This is a genomic window from Tunturiibacter empetritectus (genome assembly GCF_013410875.1).
Taxonomy (GTDB): Bacteria; Acidobacteriota; Terriglobia; order Terriglobales; family Acidobacteriaceae; genus Edaphobacter; species Edaphobacter empetritectus.
Genome location: NZ_JACCCU010000003.1, coordinates 510,753 through 532,741, shown reverse-complemented (window position 1 = coordinate 532,741; position 21,989 = coordinate 510,753). Strand labels below are relative to the sequence as shown.

20 protein-coding genes are annotated in these 21,989 nt (G+C 59.0%); 13 read left to right on the top strand and 7 right to left on the bottom strand.

All coding sequences use genetic code 11. The features are described from left to right. The first annotated feature begins 50 nt into the window (after positions 1 to 50). From HDF08_RS20060 to HDF08_RS20050, 3 genes are all read left to right on the top strand, one after another. The gene (locus HDF08_RS20060; protein ID WP_179640424.1) at positions 51 to 200 is read left to right on the top strand and encodes a hypothetical protein; all 150 of its coding nucleotides are present in this window, start codon (positions 51 to 53) and stop codon (positions 198 to 200) included. Between the two features lie 317 nt (positions 201 to 517). After that, positions 518 to 1,711, top strand: coding sequence for a glycoside hydrolase family 27 protein (locus HDF08_RS20055; protein WP_179640423.1), 1,194 nt, complete (start codon positions 518 to 520; stop codon positions 1,709 to 1,711). A gap of 42 nt (positions 1,712 to 1,753) precedes the next feature. Then, complete coding sequence (locus tag HDF08_RS20050; protein ID WP_179640422.1) at positions 1,754 to 3,193, top strand: MBL fold metallo-hydrolase; 1,440 nt, start codon at positions 1,754 to 1,756, stop codon at positions 3,191 to 3,193. Positions 3,194 to 3,505: 312 nt separating this feature from the next. Here HDF08_RS20050 and HDF08_RS20045 read toward each other — a convergent pair whose 3' ends face one another. After that, positions 3,506 to 4,258: a metallophosphoesterase family protein gene (locus tag HDF08_RS20045; RefSeq protein WP_179640421.1), complete on the bottom strand. Its 753-nt coding sequence runs from the start codon at positions 4,256 to 4,258 to the stop codon at positions 3,506 to 3,508. A gap of 100 nt (positions 4,259 to 4,358) precedes the next feature. Next, the gene (locus tag HDF08_RS20040; protein WP_257031297.1) at positions 4,359 to 5,213 is read right to left on the bottom strand and encodes an ATP-binding cassette domain-containing protein; all 855 of its coding nucleotides are present in this window, start codon (positions 5,211 to 5,213) and stop codon (positions 4,359 to 4,361) included. 86 nt (positions 5,214 to 5,299) lie between these two features. Between HDF08_RS20040 and HDF08_RS20035 the strand changes: the two genes are divergently transcribed. Together HDF08_RS20035 and HDF08_RS20030 are read left to right on the top strand one after the other, a co-directional pair. Continuing rightward, a complete protein-coding gene (locus tag HDF08_RS20035) occupies positions 5,300 to 6,886 on the top strand; it encodes a hypothetical protein (RefSeq protein ID WP_179640420.1) in 1,587 nt (528 codons plus the stop codon). 92 nt (positions 6,887 to 6,978) lie between these two features. Then, the gene (locus HDF08_RS20030) at positions 6,979 to 7,533 is read left to right on the top strand and encodes a hypothetical protein (protein ID WP_179640419.1); all 555 of its coding nucleotides are present in this window, start codon (positions 6,979 to 6,981) and stop codon (positions 7,531 to 7,533) included. Positions 7,534 to 7,537: 4 nt separating this feature from the next. On the opposite strand, the gene HDF08_RS20025 is transcribed toward HDF08_RS20030, so the two are convergent. Beyond that, positions 7,538 to 9,199, bottom strand: a complete 1,662-nt coding sequence (locus HDF08_RS20025; protein ID WP_179640418.1) for an acyl-CoA carboxylase subunit beta — start codon at positions 9,197 to 9,199, stop codon at positions 7,538 to 7,540. 118 nt (positions 9,200 to 9,317) lie between these two features. Between HDF08_RS20025 and HDF08_RS20020 the strand changes: the two genes are divergently transcribed. Together HDF08_RS20020 and HDF08_RS20015 are read left to right on the top strand one after the other, a co-directional pair. Then, positions 9,318 to 9,647 (top strand): VOC family protein, encoded by a 330-nt coding sequence (locus HDF08_RS20020; protein ID WP_179640417.1) that lies wholly within the window; start codon positions 9,318 to 9,320, stop codon positions 9,645 to 9,647. 28 nt (positions 9,648 to 9,675) lie between these two features. Then, complete coding sequence (locus HDF08_RS20015) at positions 9,676 to 10,998, top strand: DNA polymerase Y family protein (RefSeq protein WP_179640416.1); 1,323 nt, start codon at positions 9,676 to 9,678, stop codon at positions 10,996 to 10,998. A 29-nt stretch (positions 10,999 to 11,027) separates the two neighbouring features. On the opposite strand, the gene HDF08_RS20010 is transcribed toward HDF08_RS20015, so the two are convergent. Further along, entirely contained in the window at positions 11,028 to 11,915 is an 888-nt protein-coding gene (locus tag HDF08_RS20010) for a DMT family transporter (RefSeq protein WP_179640415.1), read from the bottom strand. A gap of 150 nt (positions 11,916 to 12,065) precedes the next feature. Here HDF08_RS20010 and HDF08_RS20005 point away from each other — a divergent pair, with 150 nt between their 5' ends. From HDF08_RS20005 to HDF08_RS19980, 6 genes are all read left to right on the top strand, one after another. After that, entirely contained in the window at positions 12,066 to 13,010 is a 945-nt protein-coding gene (locus tag HDF08_RS20005; RefSeq protein WP_179640414.1) for an ABC transporter ATP-binding protein, read from the top strand. Between the two features lie 45 nt (positions 13,011 to 13,055). Then, positions 13,056 to 13,844, top strand: coding sequence for an ABC transporter permease (locus tag HDF08_RS20000; RefSeq protein ID WP_179640413.1), 789 nt, complete (start codon positions 13,056 to 13,058; stop codon positions 13,842 to 13,844). 50 nt (positions 13,845 to 13,894) lie between these two features. Beyond that, positions 13,895 to 14,677 carry a CPBP family intramembrane glutamic endopeptidase gene (locus HDF08_RS19995; protein ID WP_179640412.1) on the top strand — a complete coding sequence of 261 codons (783 nt, stop codon included), beginning with the start codon at positions 13,895 to 13,897 and terminating at the stop codon, positions 14,675 to 14,677. Positions 14,678 to 14,802: 125 nt separating this feature from the next. Then, a complete protein-coding gene (locus HDF08_RS19990; RefSeq protein WP_179640411.1) occupies positions 14,803 to 15,975 on the top strand; it encodes a sensor histidine kinase in 1,173 nt (390 codons plus the stop codon). Then, entirely contained in the window at positions 15,972 to 16,586 is a 615-nt protein-coding gene (locus HDF08_RS19985) for a response regulator transcription factor (protein WP_179640410.1), read from the top strand. Before HDF08_RS19990 ends, HDF08_RS19985 begins: the two co-directional genes overlap by 4 nt. Before the next feature lie 119 nt (positions 16,587 to 16,705). Further along, positions 16,706 to 17,353 carry a hypothetical protein gene (locus tag HDF08_RS19980; protein ID WP_179640409.1) on the top strand — a complete coding sequence of 216 codons (648 nt, stop codon included), beginning with the start codon at positions 16,706 to 16,708 and terminating at the stop codon, positions 17,351 to 17,353. Positions 17,354 to 17,412: 59 nt separating this feature from the next. On the opposite strand, the gene HDF08_RS19975 is transcribed toward HDF08_RS19980, so the two are convergent. From HDF08_RS19975 to HDF08_RS19965, 3 genes are all read right to left on the bottom strand, one after another. Further along, complete coding sequence (locus HDF08_RS19975; protein ID WP_179640408.1) at positions 17,413 to 19,803, bottom strand: S9 family peptidase; 2,391 nt, start codon at positions 19,801 to 19,803, stop codon at positions 17,413 to 17,415. A gap of 212 nt (positions 19,804 to 20,015) precedes the next feature. After that, positions 20,016 to 20,756, bottom strand: a complete 741-nt coding sequence (locus HDF08_RS19970) for an RNA methyltransferase (protein ID WP_179640407.1) — start codon at positions 20,754 to 20,756, stop codon at positions 20,016 to 20,018. A gap of 74 nt (positions 20,757 to 20,830) precedes the next feature. Next, entirely contained in the window at positions 20,831 to 21,787 is a 957-nt protein-coding gene (locus tag HDF08_RS19965; RefSeq protein ID WP_179640406.1) for a YXWGXW repeat-containing protein, read from the bottom strand. Positions 21,788 to 21,989 lie beyond the last annotated feature (202 nt).

The window sequence follows — 21,989 nt, the reverse complement described above, 5'->3', positions numbered from 1 at the left end:
GCGAGGAACTCTGGTCGACGATCCGGTTCTTTTCCTAAAAGGAAAAATTTATGAAGTCAGAAACAGGTAAGGTGCGTCTCATCATCACCTGGTTTCTTAGAGTCCTCGTGGGCTTACTCTTCCTCGGCATCGGGATCGAAAAGCTCACCGGCACTATGGGAACAATCCCTTTCTTCAACGCAATCGGGTGGGGACAATGATTCCGCTACTCCTCCGGAGCTCTGGATACAGCAGGCGCCCTGCTCGTGTTAGTGCCGCGCTGGACTTCCTATGGCGCTCTCATCATTACGGGAACGGTGGGTCTGGGAACCGTTCTGTGCTTCATGATGGGGCTTTTTAATCCCCTTTTTCCTCTAGTGATGACTCTCCTGGCCGCAACGCTGGCGTGGCTCGCATGGAAACCAAACCAGCAGGCATGACAGGTCCTGGCTCTCGGATTAAATACCTCGCCATCGCGTCATGGGACTGCCAATGTGCATCCGGCGGTATATGCTTCTCTAGTTCCCGGAGGCAAAGGATGTTTGTTCGCAAAGCGGTCTTGACTTTGTTCGTTCTTGTTTGTATCGGGCATTCTGCGACTCTGCGCGCCCAGTCCACGCTCGCCGCAACTCCGCCCATGGGCTGGAACAGCTGGAATCACTTCGCAGAACACGTCACCGACGCCGACGTCCGCACCGCAGCCGATCTCATGGTCTCCACCGGCATGCGCGACGCCGGCTACATCTACGTCAACGTAGACGACACCTGGCAAGGCACCCGCGACGCCAACGGAGAGCTCCATCCCAACAGTCGCTTTCCCGACATGAAGAAGCTCGGTGACTACATCCACTCCAAAGGTCTCAAGTTCGGCATCTACTCCTCGCCTGGACCGAAGACCTGCGGAGGCTTCGAAGGCAGCCTCGGTCACGAAGTGCAAGACGCGCAGATGTACGCCCGTTGGGGCGTCGACTTCCTCAAGTACGACCTCTGCTCTATGCAGGACCCCATGCGCGAGCTAACCGCAAAGAACAACGGCAACACCGACGCCGCGTTCAAGATGATGATCGACGCCTTTCGCAAGATGGGAGACGCCCTCAAGGCGACCAACCGTCCCATCCTTTACAGCCTCTGCCAGTACGGTATCGCTGAAGTCTGGAAGTGGGGTCCCGAAGTAGGCGCTCAGATGTGGCGAACCACCGACGACATCAACGACACCTGGGGCCGCATGACCATCATCGGCCTCGAGCAAGCCGATCTCACCCCATTCGCCAGCCCCGGACACTGGAACGATCCCGACATGCTCGAAGTCGGCAACGGCCACATGACCACAGGCGAGTACCGAACCCACATGAGCCTCTGGTCTCTCCTCGCCGCGCCTCTGCTTGCAGGCAACGATCTCAGCAAAATGTCTCCCGAAGACAAGAGCATCCTCCTCAACAAGGAAGCCATCGCAATCGATCAGGACCCACTTGGCAAGCAAGCCACTCGCCTCTACCAGCGCGGCGATTTCTCTGTCTGGACCAAACCTCTCGCCGACGGAAGAGTCGCTGTCGGAATGTTCAACACCGCTCTGGACTCCCGCGACGTAGCTCTCGACCTCAACCAGATCGGTTTCGCTCAAGGGGCGACTCTCCGCGACGTCTGGGAGAACAAGGATCTGGGAAGACGTTCCGGGCTCTACTCCCGCAACATCCCCGAGCACGGAGTCGCGCTACTCATTCTCAGCAAATAGTCATACCATCTGTTTTGCCGTCGTAATCACGAAGGTGATCGTATGATTCTGAAACAGTACTATCTGGGCTGCCTCGCCCACGCCTCCTATCTCATCGGAGACGAGGCAAGTTCAACGGCTATCATCGTCGACCCGCAACGCGACATCCAGCAATACCTCACCGACGCCGAAAAGCTCGGCCTCCAGATCCGCTCCGTGTTCCTGACGCACTTCCACGCGGACTTCATCGCTGGCCATCTCGAGCTGCGCGACAGCTGCGGCGCAACCATCTATCTCGGCTCTCGCGCAGAGGCCGAATATCCCTTTGTACGCATCAAGGACGGCGACACGCTGAACTTTCCCGGACTGCGCCTGCAGGTCCTCGAAACCCCCGGCCACACCATCGAATCCATCTCGATCCTGGTCTTCGATCTCGAGAAAGACCCGGCAAAACCGCATGCAGTCCTCACCGGCGATACGCTCTTTATCGGCGACGTTGGCCGGCCCGACCTGCGAGCTTCCCTCGGCTGGACCGCAAACCAGCTCGGCGGACACCTCTATGACTCCCTCCACAACAAGCTCATGACACTCCCCGACGAAACCCTCGTCTACCCAGCGCACGGTGCGGGATCGCTCTGCGGCAAAAACCTCTCCTCCGACACCGTCTCCTCTCTCGGAGATCAACGACGCTTCAACTACGCCCTCCAGCCGATGTCAAAGCAGGAGTTCATTCGTATCGTCACCGCCGACCAGCCCGACGCTCCGGCATACTTCACCTACGACGCGATCCTCAATACTCGCGAGCACGCCACCCTGGATAAGAGCCTCCAGGAGGGTCTTCATCCCGTCGATCTCAATGAGGTCCTCTCAATGGGTTACGCGGGCGCTCATATCCTCGACGTCCGTGATGCCGCCGAGTATGCCAAGGGTCACCTTCCCGGCAGTATCAATATTGGACTAGGCGGCCAATATGCAACCTGGGCAGGCACAATTCTCGATCGGACCAAACCCATCGTCATCGTCGCTGAGCCGGGACGGGAACAGGAAGCCGCCTTGCGCCTGGGCCGTATCGGTTTCGATCACATCAGAGGCTATCTCTCAGGCGGCATGGAAGCGCTCGCAAACAGGCCAGACCTGGTGTGGCCAACAGAGCGCGTCACCGCCCAGGTAGCCGCAGAAGAACTAGCAACAACAACTCCGCCTCTGGTGCTCGACATCAGAAATCCTCGAGAGTGGACCACCCGGCACATCGCCGGCAGCGTAAACATTCCACTCGGCCACTTACAAGAGCGCATTGCCGAGATCCCCCGCGACCGCCGCATTGCGGTCCACTGCGCTGGAGGCTATCGTTCTTCCATCGCCGCCAGCATCCTGCACCAGCACGGCATCACGAACCTGATCGAGGTAGCCGGCGGCCTCGCCGCCTGGGAAGCCGCCAAACTCCCAGTCGTCTCCGAAGCCCAGGAACAGAACCGGGACCAGGCTGCCCAGCAAACTGCCTAAGCGCCCTCAAACCCAAACCACGTCTCGACCGAAGCTACTCACAGTTTCATCCTGAGCAGCGCAGTGGATTGCTGCCACAACTCTCAACTGCAGCGGACCGGTGCGTTCTGCGGTATCCGTCAAGTTCCCCGTACTTCGCTCCTCCATTCGCATCCAAAAATAAAGTTGAAAAATCTGACGTATTTTTCGCCACCACAAAAGTGCTCGTCAATTCACCACATTTACCACGCAATTCACCACGTTCACGCCACCCAAAAACCACGTTTTGCGCCCACATTTTTGCAAAACCCCATCAAAAAACCATCCCCAAAATTATCTTCCCTCGCGCAGACGAGCCGCCAGCCTCTCCGGCAACCCAGCCATCAGGATCCGCCCCTGAGCCGCCGTCAGGTCATACGGCACGCGATGATAAATAATCTCCCGCGCCTCCAGGTCATACACCACAAACGCCGCCCGCCAATCCAAATCCCGCGGCTGCCCCACCGACCCCGGATTGATCAGGTGCCGCGTCCCCTCTGGAATCAGCATCTTCCAGCTCTCCGCTGCGTTCCTCGTCCTGAACTGCGTCTTGATCTCGTGCCAGTCATGCTCCTTCTGCGAGAATCCCCCTTGCAGATGCGTATGCCCAAAGAACGTAATTGCCGTAGCCGCCTGCTGCAGCGGAGCCCACGCATCCCGCATGCTCAAGATGTACTGATCCTCATTGAGTGGCGACCCATGCACGCAAGTCACATTCGGCTGCTCCGGAACCACCGGCCCCTGCGGCATCGCCTTCAGCCACGCCAGATTTTCTCTAGTCAATTCAGCCTTAGTCCACTCCGCAGCCGCTCTAGCTACAGGATTAAACCCCACCGCCGAGGTCAACCCACAACACACCCGGTCATGGTTCCCCCGCACATTCACCTGTGCCTTAGCCCGCATCAGCGCTACAACCTCATTCGGACTTGCCCCATACCCCACCACATCGCCCAGGTTCCACATCACGTCATACGGCTCTGCCGCGGCAAGAACTGCGTTCAATGCTTCGAGGTTCCCGTGAATATCAGAAATAACCAGCGCGCGCATACGGTCAAAGAGGCCCTAAACGACATAAGGCACAATTCTCAAGTCTATAGACATTCACTCGTTCAGGGAAATTACCCGGCTCCAGCGCTACAATCACCGCTCAACCCGAGGCCAGCGGCCCTGAAGCCAGAGGCATAGTCCGGTCCGTCTTCATTGTCGGAGCAGAAGCCAGCAGTCTGCGCGTATAAGCATGTTGCGGCTCACGAAACAGCCTCCCTGCCTCCGCCTGTTCCACAATCACCCCATGCTGCATCACCGCCACCCGGTCGGCCACCTTCGACACCACCGCCAGATCATGCGAGATGAACAGCATCGCCAGTCCATACTCCCGCCGAAGCGCCTTCAACAGTTCCAGAATCTGTGCCTGCACTGTCACATCCAGCGCCGTCGTCGGCTCATCAGCGATCAACAGCCTTGGCCGATTCACAATCGCCATCGCGATCAAAATCCTCTGCCGCTGACCTCCGGAAAACTGATGCGGATAGTCCTTGGCTCTCAGTTCAACCTCCGGCAGACCAACCTCTTCCATCGCTTCCAAAACCCGCGCCCTCACTGCTCTTCGTCCCACCTCCGGATGATGGGCCGCCACGGCCTCCGCAATCTGTGCCCCCACCGGCATCACGGGATTCAACGCCGTCATCGGCTCCTGAAAGATCATCGCGATCTCGCGCCCCCTCCTTCGCCGCATCGCCTCTTCAGGCAGCACGAGCAGCTCCTCGCCGTCGAATCGAATCGTCCCACTCACTCGCGCGCTCTCCGGCAACAGCCGCAGCACCGCCAGCGAAGTCGCCGACTTGCCCGACCCCGACTCCCCCACCAGCCCCAGTGTCTCGCCAGCATTGATCTGGAACGAGATACCTTTTACAGCCGCATGCCGCCCAAAGCCGACCGTAAGATCCTTCACCTCAAGCAACATCGCAGAATCCATACCCTGCATGGTACCGAACATCCCCATCAACCAGGCCTTAACCCTAAAAAGTCAGCCGCGCAACTGGGCAGGACTTTGAGCTACAAATAGCGTCTAATCTCGATGACAGCCCTATGAGATACAGACCCCATCGCGTCCTCGTCTTCGCCGCTTTGCTCCTTTGCGGTCCCACTTCCTGGGCCCAGATGCACAAGGTCGCCAAGCCCGAACAGGTCGTCCGCGCGGTGGGCGTCTACGAGTGGACCGGCGACTTCGCCAAGCCAGCCGCCAGCCGCCTCATTCCCGTCTCTCTCTTCATCGACGGCAAGCTTGAAGACGCCGGCATCTACGTCGCCCGCCCCGTACCCTTTGCCTTGCTGAGCGGAAACGTCTACGAGCTCCAAACTGCAGGCATCGATAAGGGTTATCTCGATCTCGCTTACGCAAGGCATCTGCAGGCCGTCGAGGCCACCGGCGATCTCGCCTACGACGACGGCTGGTTCGGCTATGGCAGCGTCAAGCCGCTGGCCGCACCAAAGAAAGCTGCAGCTCTCAAGCCCTCGAAGACCTTGCCCGTACTCACCGGATCCAAAGGCGACACCAGCCATCACGCCGACGCTAAAACCGCCACCGACACAACTGCAGCGAACGACGATCCGACTCGCCCGACCATGAAGCGCCGATCCGATAGCGCCACCACCGACGCCTCCAGTTCAAGTACCCCCACTTCAACAACCTCTACTGCTTCCACCTCCACGGACGACCCCGATCGCCCCACCATAAAACGCCGGTCCGACAGCACCGACGGCACCACCACAACATCCACCACGCCGAACACCCCTGCCGACGATCCCGACCGACCGACCATGAAGCGTCAACCCTCTGGAACATCCGACACCTCCACCGCGGACACCGGATCGACCACTGCCAGCTCAACTCCATCCGACGACCCCGATCGCCCAACCCTGAAGCGCCACTCCGCCGAAGACGCCAAGAGAGCGCACGACACCAACTCAGTCACCGGTACCGGCTCGCTCAACGACGACCCCAACCGGCCCAACCTCCATCGCGGCAAGCCCACCAGCGCGATGACCGAGACCGAGCTTCCAAAACTCGTCGGCATCCCCCAAAATCTTCATCAGATGGTTGCGGTTTCTGATGCGGCCAGTCGAGACCCTCACGCCTTCACCCTCGAGTGGGAGGACGCTGCCCAGCACGCAGCCGTTCTCTCCAAGATGCAGACCATGGCCCAGGCGCAACTCGCCGCGTACAACGCAACGGGTGCCAAACCTGCCGCAACAACCCCCGTCCCGACAGTAAAGAAAACAACCACTACCACGCGGACCCACCGAGCCACCGCTTCGCCGTCCGTCCTCCTGTCTGACGAAGAGTTGAAGGCCTACACCCTCAGCTATGGCGGTGCCGCCACCTACGTATACTCCGCTCACACCGCGGGCACGGGAGCAGCTCTGCACTACGTCACTATCGTCGCGCAGGACAACGGCCTCGGCGAGCTAAAACCAGCCATTCAGAGCGTGACCGACGCAGCCCACCTCGACCGCACGCCGCTCATGCGCTTCGTCGATGTCGTCGATGCCGAGGCCAGCAATCGCGCCAGCCTGCTCTTTGAACTCCGCAGCCAGAACGCGCGACAGTTCGGTCTCTATCGCGTCATCGCGGCGCACTCTGAGCAGATCTTCCTCACCGGCACAACGCAATAGCGCTCCTCCTGCCCAGACGCGTCTGGTTTGAACTCACTGCCCGCGCGTAGTAGCGTCTTAGACAGTAGACCTTTTGAAACGCAGGAGGTTCCATGCACCGTCTCTCGGCCACCCTCTTTCTTCTCGCAGCCACCGCCTCGCTCGCACAATCTTCCACTGCCTCCGGCAGCAAGCCCGACGCCTCTGCAGTCATACTGCGAAGCATTCCCGGCGGAACGGACTGCCCTATCGGCTTCCGAGCAAACCGACAGTCAACCGCACAAGTCCTCTCTGCAAATAACGCTGACAAGAATGGCCCAGTTCTGGGACTGCATATCACCCTCGATCAACCCCCCATAGCTGCCATCGAGAGCATTGAAGTCACCGTCTATGGTGTCTCTCCGAAGGGTCGCATCGTTCCCACAGACTTCCGGTCCACCGAGGCAAACACACGCGACACCGTCTCAAAGTCGTTTCTGCTGGAGCGTTCGGCCGATGACAAAACCCTAAGCAATGCAGATGTCTGGATGAATCGGGTAGGCGCGCTCCGCTGGGTAGACCTCAATGAGATCCGCTACAACGACGGCACCATCTGGCGCCCATCCGGCTCCGAAAAGTGTCGAGCCGTTCCCAGCAACGTTGTTCTCGTCAGCGCTAAAAGTAGATAAGTTGTCACAGCGGAATGTTGCCATGCTTCTTGGCAGGATTCTTATCCCGCTTGGTCGCCAGCATATCGAGCGCCGAATTCAACCGTCGCCGTGTCTCACTAGGCCTGATCACAGCATCGATGTAACCCCGCTCTGCCGCCACATAGGGATTAGCAAACCGCTCGCGAAACTCCTCCACCTTATCCTTGCGAGCCTCAGCCAGAATCGCCAGCTTCTCCTCTTCCGTAAACGCCTTCCCCTGCGGCCACATCGCCTCAGCCCGGCGCACGGTTGAATCCAGTTCACGCTTGTAAACGATATTCACCGCTCCCTCAGGCCCCATCACCGCGATCTCCGCCGTCGGCCACGCCAGGTTTAAATCCGTTCGTAGATGTTTGGAGCTCATCACGCAGTACGCCCCGCCATAGGCCTTGCGCGTAATCACTGTAAGCTTCGGAACCGTCGCCTCCGCGAACGCATACAGCAACTTCGCTCCATGACGAATGATGCCGCCATGCTCCTGCTGAATCCCCGGCATGAATCCCGGCACATCCTCAAAGGTGATCAGCGGAATATTGAACGCATCGCAGAACCGCACAAACCTCGCGCCCTTCACGCTCGCGTTGATATCCAGCACACCCGCAAGAAACGCCGGCTGATTCGCCACAATTCCCACTGGCCGCCCCGCCATACGCGCAAATCCCACCACAATATTTCGCGCAAAGTGCTCCTGCACCTGAAAGAAGTAGCCATCGTCCACCACGCGCGAGATCACATCCACCATGTCGTACGGCTGGTTGCTCTCCTCAGGAATAATCGTGTCGAGCGCAGCATCCGCACGCCCTGGATCATCCTGTGTCGGCCTTCTTGGTGCGTCGTCGAGATTGTTCGACGGCAGAAAGCTCAACAACTCCCGCACCGTAGCCAGACACTCCTGATCGTCATGCGCCATAAAGTGCGCCACGCCGGAGATCTCGTTATGCGTCACCGCGCCGCCCAGCGCCTCCTTAGTCACGTCCTCGTGCGTCACCGTCTTGATCACATCCGGCCCGGTCACGAACATATAGCTCGTCTTCTCCGTCATCACCGTAAAGTCCGTGATTGCCGGAGAGTACACTGCGCCTCCCGCGCACGGCCCCAGAATCGCCGAGATCTGCGGCACAACTCCGCTCGCCAGCGTATTTCGCAGAAAGATATCCGTATACCCGGCCAGTGAAACCACGCCCTCTTGGATGCGCGCCCCACCCGAGTCATTCAGTCCCACCAATGGCGCGCCTACACGCATCGCCATGTCCATAATCTTCACGATCTTCGCCGCATTCGCCTCAGAAAGCGACCCGCCAAACACCGTAAAATCCTGCGCAAACACGAACACTACTCGCCCATGCACCCGCCCGTAGCCAGTGATAAATCCATCGCCGGGAACACGCTGCTCGGCCATGCCAAAGTCGGTCGCCCGGTGCGTAACGAACTTGTCCGTCTCCTCGAACGTGCCCTCATCGAGCAGAAACTCAACCCGCTCCCTCGCCGAAAGCTTGCCCGATTTACGCTCGCGCTCCCGCCGCTCCTCGCCCCCGCCCTCTTCGGCGATAGCGTGGCGAGCGGCAAGCTCTGCCAGTTTGCGTTGATGATTGAGGGACTTCTCCACAGGAACGTCTGCTTGAACGGGATGCTCGGCTGCTGCCATAGAACGGAATTCTAGCAGCGCACCACCGCAACAGTCCTGCCACTTTCATCGCATTCCAAGTCTCCACATTCCAGCAGGCGCCTACAATCAGTATCAAACGCTCCAAGAGGTGCCGAAAATGTTCAAATCCAACAACTGCGTCGCCATCCACCTCGAAGACATCACGGCCGCCGAAAACTTCTATACCAACGTGATGAAATTCACACTCCTGTCCCGCTCCGACGGCTACCTCGAATACGACACCGGCCACTTCCTCCTCTACGTCAACCGCGATCTGAACACCCAGCCGCCCATCCCCAGCTTCACCGTCGAAGACATCAACGCCGCAAGGCAATCCCTGCTGGACAACGGCTGCGAGATCCTCCGCGAAGGCCAGAACTCCCTATACTTTCGCGACCCTTTCGGCATCACCTACGACATCATTCAAGACAACGCCAAAAGCAAATAAAAGGCGAATATAATCTCCAGTACGAGCCGTGTCTACCCCCGCCCAACCCGACCGCTTCCATTTCCTGCACATCGACCTGAACAGCTTCTTCGCGTCGGTTGAGCAGCAACTGCACCCCGAATACCGCGGCCGTCCCCTGGCAGTGGTCCCCACCATGGCCGACACGACCTGCTGCATCGCCGCCAGCTACGAGGCCAAAGCCTTCGGCATCAAGACCGGCACCCGCGTAGGCGACGCCAAAAAGCTGTGCCCCGGAATCATTCTCATCGAAGGCAGCCACACCGAGTACTCCAAGTACTCCCACGCGGTAAAAGAAGCTGTTGAACAAGCATGCCATGTCACTTCAATACCTTCCATCGACGAAACCGTCTGCGAGCTTATAGGTCGCGAACAGGAGCCCCCTAACGCACGCAAGATCGCCCTCGCGATCAAGCAGTCCATCTATAAGAACGTAGGTGAAGCCATTCGCTGCTCCATCGGCATGGCGCCCAACCGTTACCTCGCCAAGGTCGCCAGTGACATGCAGAAGCCCGACGGACTCATAGGCCTCCTGCCCTCGCAGCTGCCCCGCGCCATCGCCCATCTCCCTCTCCGTGAGTTGCCCGGTGTAGGCGCCCGCACCGAAGCCCGCCTCAACAAAAAAGGCATTACCACAATGGAGCAGCTTCTCGCTCTCGACCGCAACGGCATGCACAAGCTCTGGGACTCCGTATGGGGCGACCGCCTCTACCACTGGCTCCGCGGCATCGATGTTGGCGACGACGGAGCTCCGCCTGCCTCCGACGTCCAGAAGACCCTGGGTCACTCCCACGTCCTCGCACCCCAGTTCCGCACCATCACCGGAGCCTGGGCCGTCGCCCATAAGCTTCTCCACAAAGCCGCCATGCGCCTGCGTATGGAAAAATTTCACACCACCTCGCTCTGCTTCAACATCCGTTTCGCCCTTACGCGAGAGCAGATCGCCCACGCAGAAAAGTCACGCCGCCACTCCAGCGGCATTGAGCACGCCTCCTGGGGTATGGAGGCCCGATTCGAGGCCTGCAATGACACCCTTACTCTCCTCGAAGCCCTGCAGGGCATCTGGCGGCAGTGCCCTAAAAGCTCGGAGCAGCAAAAGCCTTTCTTTCTCGCCATCACCCTGCATAACCTCATCCCCGACGATGAATTGCAACAGCGGCTCTTCCCGGACCCCAACAACCGCGCTAGCCTCTCGTCCACCATGGACAAGCTCAACCTCAAATACGGACACACCAAATTGCACTTCGCCGGCATGCTTCCTGCCCGCGAATCCGCACCCACCCGCATCGCCTTCACCCAGATCCCGACTAAGTACGGCGTTGACTATATGTAGTCTCGGTAGCAGCTTCCAAGCATGAGAGCCTATGTTTCTAAACTTGAAGGCTGTGGTTGATTAGCAATAATCCAGACCGCCGCGAGTATAAATCCGCCACCCAAAATTTGTAGCCTCGTCATCTGTTCTCCAAAGAGAAAGAATGCAAGAAGCGCTGTGATTGGCGCGACGGCAAGTAAGACTATTGAGGAGACCGTTGCGGGTACGTGTCCGAGGGCGTAGGTAAGGCAGAAATATCCCGTCAGTTGGCAGATAAAACCTAACCCCGCAACAGCTAAGAGTGACTGGAACCCCGGAATAGCTAGCGAGATATGCGCCGCAAAAGAAAACACCAAGAGAGCGGCCGCGCTTGCAGTAGTGGATAGCACGACAATTGTCACTGTATCCGTATTCGTTCTCAGTCGCTCTGTGGTCAAAAGATAAAACGCAAAGCAGATCGAAGCGATAGAGGCCAACAAATCCGCAGAGGAGGAGGACCGCATATGATTCCAGTCGATCGAAACGATAAGGCATGTTCCCAGAATGGCAATTGCCAGAGCCACCCAGAATCTGAAGGATGGTAGCTTTCTTGTTAGGAACCATGTGACTAGACCAACTACGATGGGAGCGTTGTTGCCTAGGAAAGTAGCGCTGCCAGCCGATGTGTGCAGAACGGCTACGTTGTAGAGACCTACGTCCGCCGCAAAAAAGATGCCCCCCAGAGCCGATAGCGGCACTGACCGCGACGAAATGCGCAGGCGACTGCCTCTTTGCGCCAACAGAATGATCCAAAGAGCGATCGAAGCAATCAGAACCCGGTAAAACGCGGAGGCCACTCCCGACATGTCAGTCCATCTCACGAAGATCGCTGACCAGGAGATCGAAATGATACCGACGAACAGCGCGGCGAAGGGAAGAATCTTTTTCTCATCGTGCATAGACTAAGCGTATCGGACGATTCTAGAAGACCGCTCTCCGGTCGACGGCAGAGCATGACATCTGTCACCTCCAACTCCTGACGTCCCACACTACTGTCGCCGCACAATCCGTCGCATCATCGTCCTGTAATTCAATACAGGAGACCGATCATGCCGCTGACCGCCATCGCCTACGAGACCGAAGCCCGGCCCACCAACGGAACTCAAATCGCGTCGAAGCAGCCCATCGCCAGCCTCACCGGCGTCACCAAGCGCTACGGCAACGCACTCGCCCTCGACCGTCTCAACCTCTCCTTGCATCCCGGCGAGATCGTCGCTCTCCTCGGCCCCAACGGCGCAGGCAAATCCACCGCCATCAAGCTCCTCCTCGGCCTCATCGCGCCCACCTCCGGCGCTACCCGCGTCTTCGGCAGTGATCCCCGCGAAGCTGCCACCCGCAACCGCGTCGGCGCCATGCTCCAGATCTCGCGCATCACCGAGATGCTAAAGGTCCGCGAACACCTCGACCTCTTTCGCAGCTACTATCCGAATCCTCTCCCCACCGCAGACATCCTCCGCATCGCGCAGCTCCAGGGCATCGAAGACCGTCTCTTCGGCCAGCTCAGCGGCGGCCAGAGGCAGCGTGTCCTCTTCGCCCTCGCCCTCTGCGGCAACCCCGACCTCATCTTCCTCGACGAGCCCACCGTCGGTATGGACATCGAGGCTCGCCGGGGCCTGTGGGCAGAGATCCGCGTCCTCGCCGCCATGGGCAAGACCGTGCTCCTCACCACGCACTACCTCGAGGAGGCCGACGCCCTCGCCGACCGCATCATTGTCATCAACAAAGGCCGCGTCATCTGCGAAGGCACGCCTGCCGAGATCAAACGCAACAGCGGCGGGCGCAGAATCCGCTGCCGCACCAGCCTTTCCAGCGAGCTTTTGCGCGCTCTCCCCACCGTAACCGGCGTCGAGCACCACGGAGAGGCAACCATCGTGACCGCAGTCAACGCAGAGGAGGTTGTCCGCGAGATGCTGCTGCGCGACGAAACTCTCAGCGGACTCGAGATCGCGAGCCCGGCCCTCGAAGATGCCTTCCTGGCCCTTACCAAGGCCTGACAATTCGTGCCATCATCCGCGCCTCACCCAGACAAGGAGACTTCAATGTACCCCGCCGCCATCCTCCAACCCGCCGGAACCAACGTCCCCGACATCTACCGCAAAGAAGCCAAATACGAGTTCGTAAAACTTCTCCGCACCCGATCCTTCTCTCTTGCAACCATAGGCTTTCCCGTCATGTTCTACATCATCTTCGGCCTCGCCAATCGCCACGCCTTCGACGGCAGCGTTCACCTGGCCAAGTACATGCTCGCCGGATACGCCTGCTTCGGCCTCATCGGATCAGCTCTCTTCGGCATCGGCGTTGGTCTCTCCTCTGATCTCGCCGCCGGCTGGCTCGAGCTCAAGCGCGCCAGCCCTATGCCCGTCTCCGCCTACCTCTTCGCCAAATGCGCCGCCGCCGTCGCCTTCGGCCTCATCATCGTCAGCATCCTCACCCTCGTCGGCACCGCCTTCGGCGACGTCCGCCTCTCCCCCGCCGAACTGGTCAAGATGCTCGGCATGACCGTCGTCGGCTCCGTCTGCTTCGCCAGCATGGGTCTGCTCCTCGCACTCCTCGTCCCCGCCAACGCCGCGCCCGGCATCATCAATCTCATCTACCTCCCCATGTCCTTCCTCAGCGGCCTCTGGGTCCCCATCCGCTTCATGCCCCACTGGCTGCAGGGCTTCGCGCCCTTCCTCCCCACCTACCATCTCTCCCAGCTCATGCTTCACGTCTTCCACTACGGAGACACCATGCCCCTCGCCAGCCACTGGAGCGCCCTCCTCGGCTTCACTCTCCTGATGCTCGGCCTCAGCCGCTTCCTCTTTCACCGCAGGGAACAGAACATGTAACCCTCAACCCTCAGTGAGGTATCGAGTCTCACGAACCGAGAGAGGCCTTAATGCAGGACTCAAAAGATCGGGACAGCACCTCAGATCAAGATCGGCGAAGTCTTGAACCGGTAGCAAGCTATGGACACACATTTGGCCTTCTCGCAATTTTGTGTGCTGTTTTCGCAATCGGTTTTGCGCTCCAATACGGACCTGCTGCCAGCCATGCCGGAGCCGCGCAGCCGGCCCCCGGTTCACAGCCGATTCAGAGAAGGATCATTCCCGGATTCATCGAGTCGCTCCTCTTCGATTGGGGCATTCTTTACTATGTCTGGAGCGGCGTGCGATCCGGGGGCGGCAGCCTGCTGAAGCTCTCCGGCCGACATTGGTCGAGTGTAGGCGACGTTCTGAGAGATCTCGCGATTGCGGCGCCTTTCTGGATCCTCTGGGAAGCGACTGCATTTGCAGCGTTCGCGGTGCTTGCCCGGCTCTTCGCTACACCCACCGGCCCGCACGACGAGACCTTTCCAGTTCGCGGTTTGTTCGAGATCGGTGTCTGGATCGCGGTCTCACTCAGTGCCGGATTCTGCGAAGAGTTGATCTTTCGCGGCTACCTTCAACGCCAGTTCAGCGCACTGACGGGGCGTCTCTGGCTCGGCATTCTTCTCCAGGGCCTTGTATTCGGTTTGATCCACCCCCGGGGTTGGAGAGCTGTCGCCGTAATCAGTATCCTTGGTGTGCTCTACGGAATTCTGGCGGCATGGCGAAAGAACTTGCGACCCGGCATCCTGTCCCACAACTGGAGCGACCTATGGGAGGGCTGGTTGAAGTTCACATTTCATCTCAACTTCTAGCCCGACCGCAATCCTCTACCTCTTGTGTGTCCCTCGCAGCCATACGTTTCCTTTTCTTGAGGTGCCCCCTCTAAGATCTGAACTCTAAACCCCGATAACCGGCGTAAACTGCACTGGAACAATCTATGAGCACCACCGACACCACCTCGAAGCGGCACACACGAAACTGGGCATGGCTCTGGCTCGCCTACGTCGGCTTCCTCTTCATCGACCCCATCCTCGAACCCAGCCCGCGCCTGTGGTTTGGCACCCTCGCCGTCTTCGCAGCCTTCCTCGCCCTCTTCACCGGCTACGTTCGCTCCACCGACGAAGGCCGCCCCACCCGCTACTGGATGATCGCCGCCACCTTCGCCCTTGGCCTCATCACCTTTCCCTGGAACGGCGGCGGCTCCACCTTCTTCGTCTACGCCGCCGCCTTCCTCCCCTTCAGCATCGAATCCAAACGCCGCGTTCTCTCTCTCTTTTTCCTGGAAGCTCTCTTCATCGCCGCCGAAGGCGCCCTCTTCAACACACCCCACCGTCCCCTCTACATCGGATGGCCGAACGTCTTCATCGCCATCTTCCTCGTCTTCCTCATCGGCGGCGGCAACATCCTCTTCGCCGAGCAGAAACGCGCCGACTGCAAGCTCCGCCTCGCCCAGGAAGAGAACGCCGCCCTAGCCGCCGTAGCCGAACGCGAACGCATCGCCCGCGACCTCCACGACGTCCTTGGCCACACCCTCTCTGTCATCGTGCTCAAAGCCGAACTCGCCGGCCGTCTCCTCGAGCGCGATCCACAACGCGCGGCTCAGGAGATGGCAGATGTGGAACGGACCGCGCGAACAGCCCTCAGCGAAGTCCGCGAGGCCATTGGCGGATATCGGTCTCAGGGCCTCACCGCCGAAATGGAGCGAACCCGCAAAACTCTCCAATCCGCCGGTGTCGCGCTCTCCTGCGAATCTCCAGTCCCCCAACTCAACGCCTCGGAAGAGACCGTTCTCTGCCTCACCGTTCGCGAAGCGGTCACCAACATCGTGCGGCACGCTAAGGCCACGCAGTGTCGCATCCGCTTCGCCCGCTCTGAAGACGGTTATCACTCTCTCCTGATCACCGACGACGGAAACCAGCCCAGGATCAGAGAGGGTAACGGCCTCCGCGGAATGCGAGAGCGCGTCCAATCGCTCGGCGGTCGCCTCTCCATCACAACCAGCCCAGGCGTCACAATCCTCATCGAGCTTCCTCACACTCCCAACACCCAGAGCGACCTAACATCGTCGACACATTCGAGCGAAATCAAAGCTCCCTTCGTGACCACATGAGCACCGCCATCCGAGTTGTTCTCGCCGAAGATCAAGCCATGGTGCTGGGCGCCCTCTCCGCACTGCTCGAGCTCGAAGCCGACATCTCCGTCATCGCCACCACAGCGAACGGCCGCGATGCCTTTGAAGCCGTTGGCCGCATGAAGCCCGACGTCCTCGTCACCGACATCGAGATGCCTCACATGACCGGCCTCGAACTAGCCGCAAACCTGCGCACCAGCCATCCTAACGTTCGCACAATCATCCTTACAACCTTCGCCCGCCCGGGGTACCTACGCAGAGCGCTCGACGCCGGGGCCCGCGGCTATCTCCTCAAGGATCGGCCCGCGAAAGAGCTTGCCGACGCCGTCCGCCGCGTCCACCGAGGCATGCGTGTCGTCGACCCCGCGCTCGCCGCCGAGGCCTGGAACGCAGAACTCGATCCCCTCACCGACCGCGAACGCCAGATCCTCCAGCGCGCCGGCGACGGCCGCAGCAGCACCGAGATAGCCTCTGAACTCCATCTCTCCGAAGGCACCGTACGTAACTATCTGTCCGAAGCCATCGCCAAGCTGGGCGCCTCCAATCGCGTCGACGCAGCCCGCATCGCCCGCACCAAAGGCTGGCTATAAACTTCGCACCGCTCAGGCAACCATTTTCGTAGAAGACCTAACCAACATCTCCTGCATCCCACCCACTTGAAAGCCTGAAGCCAAGCCAGGCAAAGATAAGATCTCAGGAGACATTTGAAATGACCCGCCAAAACATCCGCATCACCCTCCGCGCAGCTGCCCTCTGTGGAGCAGCAGCACTCCTCGCAACCGGTTGTAACAAAAAAGCCGACAACACCGTCAACTTCACCAGCGCGATCAATACCTACTACTCGGCCCATCCCGCCTGCCTTTGGTCCGACCCGATCAAATTCCCAGTCCAGGCCGATACCTCTGACGCCAGTAAAACCTCCAGTTACGATGCCCTGGTCGATCAGGGTCTCTTAGTCCGCACCACCGCCGAAAAGAAGAAGTTCATCATCGCCAGCAAGCAGGTCAATAACTACGACCTCTCCGACAAAGGCCGCGCCGCCTGGACCGCTGACACCAGCCAACCTGGTTACGGAAACTTCTGCTACGGCCACCGCAAAGTCTCAAGCATCGACAGCTCCACCCCCACCACCGACGCCGTAGGCGCCACCACCCAGATCAACTACCACTACACCGTAGCCGATGCGGCCGGATGGGCCACCGCTGCTGAAACCCAAAACGCCTACCCTCAACTCCAAACCGAACTCGCCGCGCCTCAGAACGCCCAGGCCACGCTCACCAACACCAGCAACGGCTGGCAGGTCTCTTCAGCGAAATCGTCGAACACCTCCAGCAACGACGGCAAGATCGTCGAATAATTGAGCAAAAATGGTCGGCAGAGCAAATCACTCTGCCGGCCATTCACATTTAACCCTCTCTACTGATCATCCTCCGCATCGCCCGGGCCCGAACGCGCCGCCGCCATCGCCGCAGCATAAGACTTCATCTCATACTCATGCGGCGGCACATCACCCGCGAGATTCTTCACGAAATAATCCCACCGCCGCCGCGTCATGTACTGACTCGCCTCGCCATAGCCATGCGCTACGTTAGGAATAATCAGCAGATCAAAGTCCTTGTTCGCTTTAATCAGCGCATCCACCACAAGCAGCGTATTGTTCAGTGGCACGTTGTTGTCCATGGAACCATGCGCCAGCAGCAGATGACCCTTCAGATTTTTAGCCACATACTGATTTGCCTGACTGTCATAGTTCGTCGTCCCATCGGCATTCTTCACCAGCAGACCATTCCACTTCTCTGCCCAATCATCTTCGTAGTCGCGTTGATCGTGATTGCCACTCTCTGCAATCCCCACCTTGAAGAAATCGGGATAGTGAAACATCGCCGCAGCCGTAGCATTTCCGCCGCCCGAGTGCCCGTACATCCCCACCTTCTCAATATCGATCCACGGATACTTCGACGCCAGCTCCTTCATCCCAACTACCTGATCCGGAATCGTATTGTCCCCCAGGTCGCCGAAGTAAAACTCATGAAACACCTTCGACCGGAACGGCGTCCCCATTCCATCAATGCACACGACAACAAACCCAAGCTCCGCCAGCGACTGCCAATCCCGATGCGCCGCCGCAAACCCCCGTCCACCGCATGATCCCGTCTGCGGTCCCGGATAGACACTGTTCACAATTGGATATTTCTTCGAGGCGTCGAAGTTCGTCGGCTTGAACATGTAACCGTACAAGTCCGTCTTTCCGTCCCGCGCCTTTACCACAATCGGCACAGGAGGAACCCAGCCGTAAGCTACCAGCTTCGAGATATCCTGCTTCGCAACGTCTACCGCAACTTTGCCGCTCTCATCCCGCACCACCGCCGTCTGCGGCTCGGTCGCAGTCGAATAAACATCGACAAAGTACCTCCCATCCTGCGACACCGTCACCGCATGATCTGCATTCTCAGGAGTCAGAAGCTTCATCCCGTTTCCATCAAACCCAATGCTGTAGTAGTGCGAAAAATAAGGGTCCCTCCCCCGCTCCTTTCCCACGCCGAGAAAGTAGATCTTTCGCGCCGTTTCATCCACCCGCAGCACCTGCGTCACATTTCCGTCGCCATGCGTAATCTGGTTCTTCAGCTTACCGGTCGCTGCGTCATACAGATACATCTGCCCCCAGCCATCTCGCTCGCTGAACCACAACAGCTCATTCGTCTTCGATAGATACTTCCAGTTCACCTTGTCATTGCCGCTCTCAAAAAACTTCGGTGCGGTCTCGCCCATCACCTCGCGAACCTCACCCGTCGAAGCATCTGCAATCCGCATCCACTCCTGCTTGTGGTCACGCGACGTAGAGACAAACGCCAGCGTTCTGCCATCCGCGCCCCACTGTACGTCGTCCCACCCACTCCCACCACGGCAGCTGACGTCATCGCACAAGGTAGACCGGTGCTGATCCGGCGGCATCTTCAACCGAATCGTCTTCGCAGCATCCACATCGATGACCACTCGCTCAATCATCGTCACATCCTTATCGCCCACCAGCGGATACTTCCACGCCTTCAACTCCGGATGCCCATTCGTTACCGGCACCATATACATCTCGCCCGTCTTCCGCTGGTCCTGCTGAAACGTGGCAATCTTCTTCCCATCCGGCGACCACACCAGGATCGCGTTATCGCTCATCGTCCAGCCGGCGTTATCGGTCGCATACCCATAATCCTTCGCGCCATCGGTAGTCAGCTGCGCCTCCTTACCCGTAGCCACATCGCGCATCCAGAGATTCCAATCGCGAATAAAAGCTTCCTTTGTCTTATCCGGGGAGAGAACTCCGTGAATCTTGTTTGCCGCCTGCTCTCCGCCCGGCGCAATCACCTCCGTGCATACGCCCGCACCACTCAGGTCGCAATGAAACCTCCGGGAGCCACTCCCCACAACAACCGTCTTGTCTCCATCCGAAAACTCAATCTCTGAGATCACCAGATGCCACGCATCCGCCTTCATCTTGCCGCCTGTCGCACTCGTCAGCGCTGCGGCCAGCTTCGCCTGATCAAACGCAGGCACCTTCGTCCCCTTCCCAGGATCGACCACGGTAAACGTAATCCCCTCCGGCCCATTGTCGCGATACCAGAACCGCCCGTCTGCCATCCACGTCGGCCGTGCCACGCCGTGATATACCAGCGCATTCACGTTGTACCCCATAAACTTCTCAGCGCGGGCATAGTCCTCGTTTGTAAGCTGTCTACCCTGCGCTGCTCCGTTCGCAGACAGGCAGCACCCCGCCACAACCGAAATCACCGACAATCGATTCTTCACAAACATGCCTCAAGCCTCCGGACGCATACCCTCACGAAAATTGTTACGAATGACGCTTAGTCTACAGTCCGCCAAGCCTACGGTGATATATGGAATCGTGGCCCTCGTCGGCTTACTGCAGATGTTGTTCCATTTGCCATCCCTAGGAATCTGCCGTGTTGTCGCAGGCGCTTAATTTTTAAAAAACCTTTGACTGCTATTACCTCTCCTGCGCGCCCTCAGCCCCCGCGCACCCGCCACAACACCTGCCGCAGAATCCCCATCCACACCGGCACATCACTTGCCGTCAAATCCATCCGCAACACCAGCCGCCGGATCTGAGCCTCATCAGAGTTCGCAGGATGCCGTCTCGTATAACCCGTCGCCTCCAGCACATCGCCCAACAGCGCCGTCAGCCGCTCTACCTCTCCAGCACCAGCCGCCGCATCCACAGCATCGGCAACAACCGAATCCTTCCTCCGCACCATTTCATACAGACAAACGGCTACCGCCTGCCCAAGATTCATCGAAGGATGCCGAATCCCAATCTGATCCGCCATCGGAATCGTCAGCAGCCAATGACAGTGGCTCAGTTCCTCATTGCTAAGGCCGGTCTTCTCCGAGCCAAATAGCACCGCAACCCGTCCCCCACCGGCCGCCGCTGAACCGATCTTCTCTCCAGCGTCAGCGAGGGTATGCAAAGGATGCTGCAGCGCCCGCTCCCCCACTGCCGTCGTCCCCACCACAAGAGTGCAATCCGCTACCGCCTCCGCAACGCTGATATACGCCTCAGCCCCAGCCAAGACCTCCGACGCATCCACCGCCGACCGCGCCGTCTCAAACGGCACCGCATACTCATTCACAACTCGCAGATGGCGAAAGCCAAAGTCGTGCATCGCCCTCGCCACCGCGCCGATGTTGTTCGGATTGCGCGCACGCACCAGTACCACTACCACCCGGTCCATCTGTTCCGTAAGCATTCCTAAGATTCTAGGCAAAAAAAGAGCGGCCGGCGAAACCTACACCGGCCGCTCCCGTTTCGCTCTAATACCGCCTACCGATGCCCTTCGCGCGCCTCAGCATGTGGATGTTCCTGCGTGTTTGCGTTGTGCTTGTCGTTATTGATTGATCTGCTGACGTTGTTCTGCCGCTGATTGATCTGCTGATGTTCCTGCGCAGTCAGATGTCCGCCGTTCGCCGCGCGGTCAGCCGCTGCCTGGTGATTGATGCTTGCGTCCCTGTGCTCCAGGTTGCCAGTCTCATGAGCCGTAAGCTGACCCGACTGCACACCCTGCCCGATACGCTGCTGCTGATTCGCCGCTCGCACTCCGGGCCGGGAGAAAGCTGCATTCTGAGGATGACCGCCATTGACCGATGCGAAGTTGCTGCGGTCCGCATGGGCCATCTGCACATGGCTTTGTTGCTCCGCAGTCGGCGCCACATGGTTCTCCCGCGCAAATGAAGCCTCCTGCGCCGAAGGACGAGCCTGTATCCCGCCGGTCCCGCCATTGAAGCTCGTACGGTTGTAGACCGTCGTATGGTTGATCACCGTATTGTCGACGTACGTATTGTGAATTACCGTCCGGTTCACATTGACGACCGAGGTGTTATACGCAAAGCTGTTGCCAACCCAGCGGCCGCCGCCAAAACCAACGCCGCCATAACCGAAGCCATAGTTCACCCCGCCATAGAAGCCCACATGCGGCCCCCAATAACCGGCGTGGAAGAGGTAAGCACCACCGCCCCATCCCCAGTAGCCCGGCGTCCACAAAAGTCCAACCTGCGGAGGCCGAACCCACACACCCGGAACCCAGTAGTAGCCTTCATCGCCATACGCCCAATAGCCGGGATTCCAAAGATAGCCATCGCCCGGGCAGATCGGCTGCGTATAAACCGGCAACACCGGCGGTGCAAAGCCCACCGAGATAAACACTCCTGCAAAAGAAGCTGCGGGCAAAAGCGCAAGAGCCGCGCCGACCACAAACTTACGGACTAAATTCGTCAATTTCATATACACATCCTTTGGTTGGCTTCACGGCGCCTTGGCCGCCGCTGCTCAAAATTGTTGAACGGCCTGAAATCGCAATCGGCCATTCGCTCTTTACTCTCCGTACAAACCCACGACCTCGGCGGAAGTTCCGCACGAATGTACGGTAGGCCCCCGAGAAATCTGCAAGATATCCCTCGATGGTTGTACGGAGACACATTGGGGG

Coding starts and splice junctions, on each gene's coding strand:
- HDF08_RS20060 (WP_179640424.1), top strand. CDS start 51: ATGAAGTCAGAAACAGGTAAGGTGCGTCTCATCATCACCTGGTTTCTT.
- HDF08_RS20055 (WP_179640423.1), top strand. CDS start 518: ATGTTTGTTCGCAAAGCGGTCTTGACTTTGTTCGTTCTTGTTTGTATC.
- HDF08_RS20050 (WP_179640422.1), top strand. CDS start 1,754: ATGATTCTGAAACAGTACTATCTGGGCTGCCTCGCCCACGCCTCCTAT.
- HDF08_RS20045 (WP_179640421.1), bottom strand. CDS start 4,258: ATGCGCGCGCTGGTTATTTCTGATATTCACGGGAACCTCGAAGCATTG.
- HDF08_RS20040 (WP_257031297.1), bottom strand. CDS start 5,213: ATGGGGATGTTCGGTACCATGCAGGGTATGGATTCTGCGATGTTGCTT.
- HDF08_RS20035 (WP_179640420.1), top strand. CDS start 5,300: ATGAGATACAGACCCCATCGCGTCCTCGTCTTCGCCGCTTTGCTCCTT.
- HDF08_RS20030 (WP_179640419.1), top strand. CDS start 6,979: ATGCACCGTCTCTCGGCCACCCTCTTTCTTCTCGCAGCCACCGCCTCG.
- HDF08_RS20025 (WP_179640418.1), bottom strand. CDS start 9,199: ATGGCAGCAGCCGAGCATCCCGTTCAAGCAGACGTTCCTGTGGAGAAG.
- HDF08_RS20020 (WP_179640417.1), top strand. CDS start 9,318: ATGTTCAAATCCAACAACTGCGTCGCCATCCACCTCGAAGACATCACG.
- HDF08_RS20010 (WP_179640415.1), bottom strand. CDS start 11,915: ATGCACGATGAGAAAAAGATTCTTCCCTTCGCCGCGCTGTTCGTCGGT.
- HDF08_RS20005 (WP_179640414.1), top strand. CDS start 12,066: ATGCCGCTGACCGCCATCGCCTACGAGACCGAAGCCCGGCCCACCAAC.
- HDF08_RS20000 (WP_179640413.1), top strand. CDS start 13,056: ATGTACCCCGCCGCCATCCTCCAACCCGCCGGAACCAACGTCCCCGAC.
- HDF08_RS19995 (WP_179640412.1), top strand. CDS start 13,895: ATGCAGGACTCAAAAGATCGGGACAGCACCTCAGATCAAGATCGGCGA.
- HDF08_RS19990 (WP_179640411.1), top strand. CDS start 14,803: ATGAGCACCACCGACACCACCTCGAAGCGGCACACACGAAACTGGGCA.
- HDF08_RS19985 (WP_179640410.1), top strand. CDS start 15,972: ATGAGCACCGCCATCCGAGTTGTTCTCGCCGAAGATCAAGCCATGGTG.
- HDF08_RS19980 (WP_179640409.1), top strand. CDS start 16,706: ATGACCCGCCAAAACATCCGCATCACCCTCCGCGCAGCTGCCCTCTGT.
- HDF08_RS19975 (WP_179640408.1), bottom strand. CDS start 19,803: ATGTTTGTGAAGAATCGATTGTCGGTGATTTCGGTTGTGGCGGGGTGC.
- HDF08_RS19970 (WP_179640407.1), bottom strand. CDS start 20,756: ATGCTTACGGAACAGATGGACCGGGTGGTAGTGGTACTGGTGCGTGCG.
- HDF08_RS19965 (WP_179640406.1), bottom strand. CDS start 21,787: ATGAAATTGACGAATTTAGTCCGTAAGTTTGTGGTCGGCGCGGCTCTT.